Source organism: Psychrobacter sp. T6-1 (assembly GCF_052258445.1).
Window position 1 is genome coordinate 1 of record NZ_JBQQFC010000213.1, and the last position, 4,314, is coordinate 4,314.

Genomic DNA, 4,314 nt, shown 5'->3' on the forward strand with positions numbered 1-4,314 from the left:
TCATTATTTTCGCGATTTTTTCTACTGTGATAGTGGCATGATACCTTGGCTGTTGACCATTGAGCTATTGTCAGTCACAGGCAAAACGCTGTCAGAATTGGTCACAGGCTATATCAGCGACTATCCAAGCTCAGGCGAGCTTAACTTTCGCCTGACTACCCATGATGCGCCCAGTATTATCAGCGCCATAGAAAATAGATTTAGCGCGCAAAACCCTAAAAAATCGACCTTAGACGGACTGAGCCTGAACTTTGGTGATTGGCGTTTTAATTTGCGAGCGTCTAATACTGAGCCACTGATTCGTCTAAATATTGAAGCGCGTGGGGATAAAGAGTTACTCGCGCAAAAAGTGGACGACATTCAGCAGTGGTTAGCCGCTCAAGGAGCGATACCGGCTTAACGTATCTAGTCTGTTATATTGTCTAAAAACGCTTCGAGGTTAATAGAATAAAAAAAGGGTCTACTCATTATCATATGAGCAGACCCTTTTTTAATGATAAAAACTATGACTTGTTGCGACCGATACCCACGTAACCGCCAACAAGTCCCTCAACTTGCACACGGGTCAATACGTTCTGCGCATCAAAGATAGGCATTGCGTACTGATTGATACTGGCAACATCTAAGCGATCTTGTGGCGACCAGCTGATGATAAATATAGCTTGAGCACTAGCTAAAGACTGATAAGGGCTATTAATCAGCGTCATAAGCGGCTGTTCTTCATACTGCTCAGCGAGTTCGGTTTGTGCCTTATCACTATAGATAAGCGTATGAATATTATATGACCACAATAAGCTCAGGAGCGGATGAATTGCAGAATTTGCGGTGCGTCCAGAGCCTGATTTATAACTACCGCCCCAAATCATTACGGTTTTATTATCGATAAACCCATCAAAATATTGCCAAAATTTGCGAAATATCAGCTCTTTTTGGTCTTCGTTGATGTGCATGACCGCTTGCAGTAGTGGCATCTCAACGCGGCTAGTCTCGCCTGATTCTTCCAGCTTTATAAGCTCACTAGGCAAAGTATTACCGCCAAAACCCCAACCTGCTTGTAAGTAGCTGCTACCCACGCGCGCATCGAGTCCCATGATTTGACTGACCTGTCCGATATCGACATTCTGGCTATCTGCTAAGCGTGACATCTCGTTCATAAAACTCACTCGAGTCGCTAGCATGGCCATAATACTACTGCGAGCGAATTCTATCGTTGCAATATCAGCATGATGATAGGAGCGCGCCTGTTGCATTAGAGGCTGTAGCGCGCGTAGATGCTGACTGCTGTCTGGCGTCTTTTCGCCCAGTAACCACAGCGAGGGTTTAAGCATCGAGCTATAGGCCTCGCCATCTTGCAAGAATACAAAGGGCACATAATACACCCAAGCACGTCTTAGACGCTGAGCAACTTGAGAGATATGACCTAGATTTTCGATACCACTCGTAATAATCGGTTGGGTCTGCTGCTGACTATCATTAAAGCTGCTAACCCAGCTTTCATCATTCCAAAATGATTTTATGTCATCAATAAACAGCCAATAGAGCGCAGCGCGGGGTAGAATCTGAGTGCTGTCACACTTGGTATCGGTAGTAGGCTCTTCATAAGTAATAATGAGTTCATCCGCATTTTTAGGCAACTGAAAACTTATTATCTGTTCTTGTTGAACATAAAGCTGCCACAGTGCTTGCAGATGATGCTCAAAACTGTATTGCTGCAGCTGCTGTGACAATTTATCGTTATCGGCATAGATATGAACGTATTGACCTAAACTTGCCAACACGACTGCACTAGTTAAAGCCTCAATACCATGACCAATAAGTACGCAGACATCAGAGTATTTGACAGCAAAACGATTAGCGTTTTCGCCATTATTACTGTTAGCAGAATTACTGTTAGCAGAGTTTGAAGTCATAAGATTACCTTTCACTTCTTATTATCATTTACGTCTAATTATCATCTAAATTTAACTACAAACAGTATCAAGACAGCTGTTTGATATGGGCAAGCAGCTGATTGGTCGAGCTATCAAACTGCTCGCTACCGTCTTGTTGCAGGGCATGATAAACCGTCTCTGCCATCTGTTTACCCATCTCAACGCCCCATTGATCAAAAGGATTAATATCCCAAATACTAGCCATGACATAAACTTTATGCTCATATAAGGCAATAAGCGCGCCTAAGCTATGCGGCGTGAGTTTGTCGAGCAATAGCGTAGTTGAGGGCTGATTACCACGGTAATGCTTGTACTTGTCCGCCTCGCAAGCATGAGTCTTCTCAACGATTGCTGCATTACCAAAGGCTAGGACGCGGCTTTGCGCCAAACAGTTAGACAAAGATAGCTCATGCTGATGCTGCAAGGAGGCATTTTGTAGCTCATCGCTGTAGTGACGCACGCAAGCGATAAAGTCGCAAGAAACGTGTTGAGTACCTTGATGAAGTAGCTGATAAAACGCATGCTGAGCATCAGATCCAATTTCTCCCCAAAGAATTGGACAGGTATTATAATCAACGCGAGTGCCATCATGAGTGACCGACTTACCATTACTCTCCATCTCAAGCTGCGTCAAATAACTGGGCAAATAGCTCAGTCTGCCATCATATGGAAGTACGGTATGAGCATGTATTTGCAAGAACGTACTGTTCCAAACCGCGAGCAAACCCAGTAGCACAGGCAAATTATCCGCAAAATCAGTATGGGCAAAATGTTCATCCATACTGTGCGCGCCAGCGAGCAATTCACGGAACTGACTCATACCAATGCGCACAGCAATGGCTAAACCAATCGCTGACCATAAAGAGAAGCGTCCACCGACCCAATCCCAAAGCTGCAACTGGTGCTCAGGATGAATACCCCAAGCGCTCATTTTTTCGTTATTAGCAGATATACCGATAAAGTGCCGACGTAATACGCTATCCTCACTACCATCGCGGCGCTTAGCGGTTGCTAGCAGCCATGACAGCGCCGTCTTCGCGTTGGATAAGGTGTCAACGGTACCAAAGGATTTGGAGGAGATAATAAATAGCGTGGTCTCTGCATTTAAGCGTTTGAGCAAATTATCGAGCTGGGAGCCATCCATATTGGAGACAAAATGTACCCTAATATCGGTATCAGACCATTCATCAAGAGCAGTCGCTGCCATCAACGGCCCAAGGTCTGAACCACCAACGCCGATATTGACCACATCGGTAATTGCTTTACCCGAGAACCCGCGCCACGTGCCATTTCTAATACGTTTGGACAAACGCTCTACCTGCAATAGACTCTTATGTACATCAGCCACAACATCTTGCTCACCCATTTGCAGTTTGGCAGTTGATGGTAGACGTAACGCCGTATGCAAAGCAGCACGCTCTTCACTGGTATTGACCATAGCGCCTTGCATCAAGGCTTTTATACGTCCAGATAAATCACAACTGTCAGCCATGTCTAAAAGCGTCGACAATACCGTCTCATCGATACATTGTTTGCTGTAATCCATATACAGCTCACCTGCCTGCGTACTGAAACGCGTCGTACGCGCGTCCCCTTTAGCAGAGTCTTTAGCAAACAGCTCAGCAAGTGACCAGGACTGTTTGGCAAGGTCTTGCAGCTGCTGCCATGGTTTTGAGTGGCGAGCACTATTAGCGCTGTAGCTTTGCATTTTTACATCCATGTCTTAATTATTATCAAGTTGTTGCTGGGCAAAATAGATAAACGCTTGCATATAAGAGTGCATATCACCTGCATCATAACTATCGCCACGCATTGTCGTGACATTGACGCCATACTGACTGATTAGAGCATCGATCGCATCGGTCAGTTGAATCTCACCGCCAACAGAAGCAGTAGTATTCGCCAGATAATTAAATATCTGATTGCTAAATACGTAGCGGCCTACGACAGCCAGCCGAGATGGCGCCTTATCTAGGCTAGGTTTTTCTACAAATCCTGCAACTTTAAAACTCATATTTTCTGAAGTATTATCGTTTTGGGTAGCAAGGTCGTGGTCTTGACTGAGCTTAGCAATACCGTATTTATGTACGTCTTCGTCAGCCACTTGATCCACTAGTATTTGCGAATGCCTATCATCAGCAAACTGTTTAATCATAAAAGCTAAGTTATCGCTTTGGCTATCAGTGGTAAAAGGATCCAGCACCACATCTGGTAGCAACACCGCAAAATCGTTATCACCGATAATGGGGCGCGCAGCTAGCACCGCGTGACCTAAACCTAGCGCTTTGCCCTGACGTATCATAGATACGCTGACATCCTTCGGTAACCAGTTTAAACTATCAGCAAGCGCGTCTTTGCCTTTTTGCCGAAGCTGATGATCCAG

Annotated in this window: 3 protein-coding genes and 1 pseudogene; 1 reads left to right on the forward strand and 3 read right to left on the reverse strand. The window is 45.0% G+C overall.

All coding sequences use genetic code 11. The features are described 5' to 3' along the window. Nucleotides 1-400 (forward strand): annotated as a pseudogene (locus ACTXGO_RS10300) (phosphomannomutase CpsG); the annotation flags it as partial. A 103-nt stretch (nt 401-503) separates the two neighbouring features. Here the strand turns inward: ACTXGO_RS10300 and ACTXGO_RS10305 are convergent. From ACTXGO_RS10305 to ACTXGO_RS10315, 3 genes are all read right to left on the reverse strand, one after another. Continuing rightward, nucleotides 504-1,910 (reverse strand): UDP-glucose/GDP-mannose dehydrogenase family protein, encoded by a 1,407-nt coding sequence (locus ACTXGO_RS10305; RefSeq protein ID WP_443574361.1) that lies wholly within the window; start codon nt 1,908-1,910, stop codon nt 504-506. Nucleotides 1,911-1,977: 67 nt separating this feature from the next. Beyond that, the gene (gene pgi, locus ACTXGO_RS10310; protein WP_443541195.1) at nt 1,978-3,639 is read right to left on the reverse strand and encodes a glucose-6-phosphate isomerase; all 1,662 of its coding nucleotides are present in this window, start codon (nt 3,637-3,639) and stop codon (nt 1,978-1,980) included. Between the two features lie 15 nt (nt 3,640-3,654). After that, the coding region (locus ACTXGO_RS10315; protein WP_443574363.1) for a sugar phosphate nucleotidyltransferase at nt 3,655-4,314 on the reverse strand (660 nt) is incomplete at its 5' end.

Excerpts from the sequence above, each read along its gene's own strand:
- ACTXGO_RS10305 (WP_443574361.1), bottom strand. The coding sequence starts at position 1,910 with ATGACTTCAAACTCTGCTAACAGTAATTCTGCTAACAGTAATAATGGC.
- pgi (WP_443541195.1), bottom strand. The coding sequence starts at position 3,639 with ATGCAAAGCTACAGCGCTAATAGTGCTCGCCACTCAAAACCATGGCAG.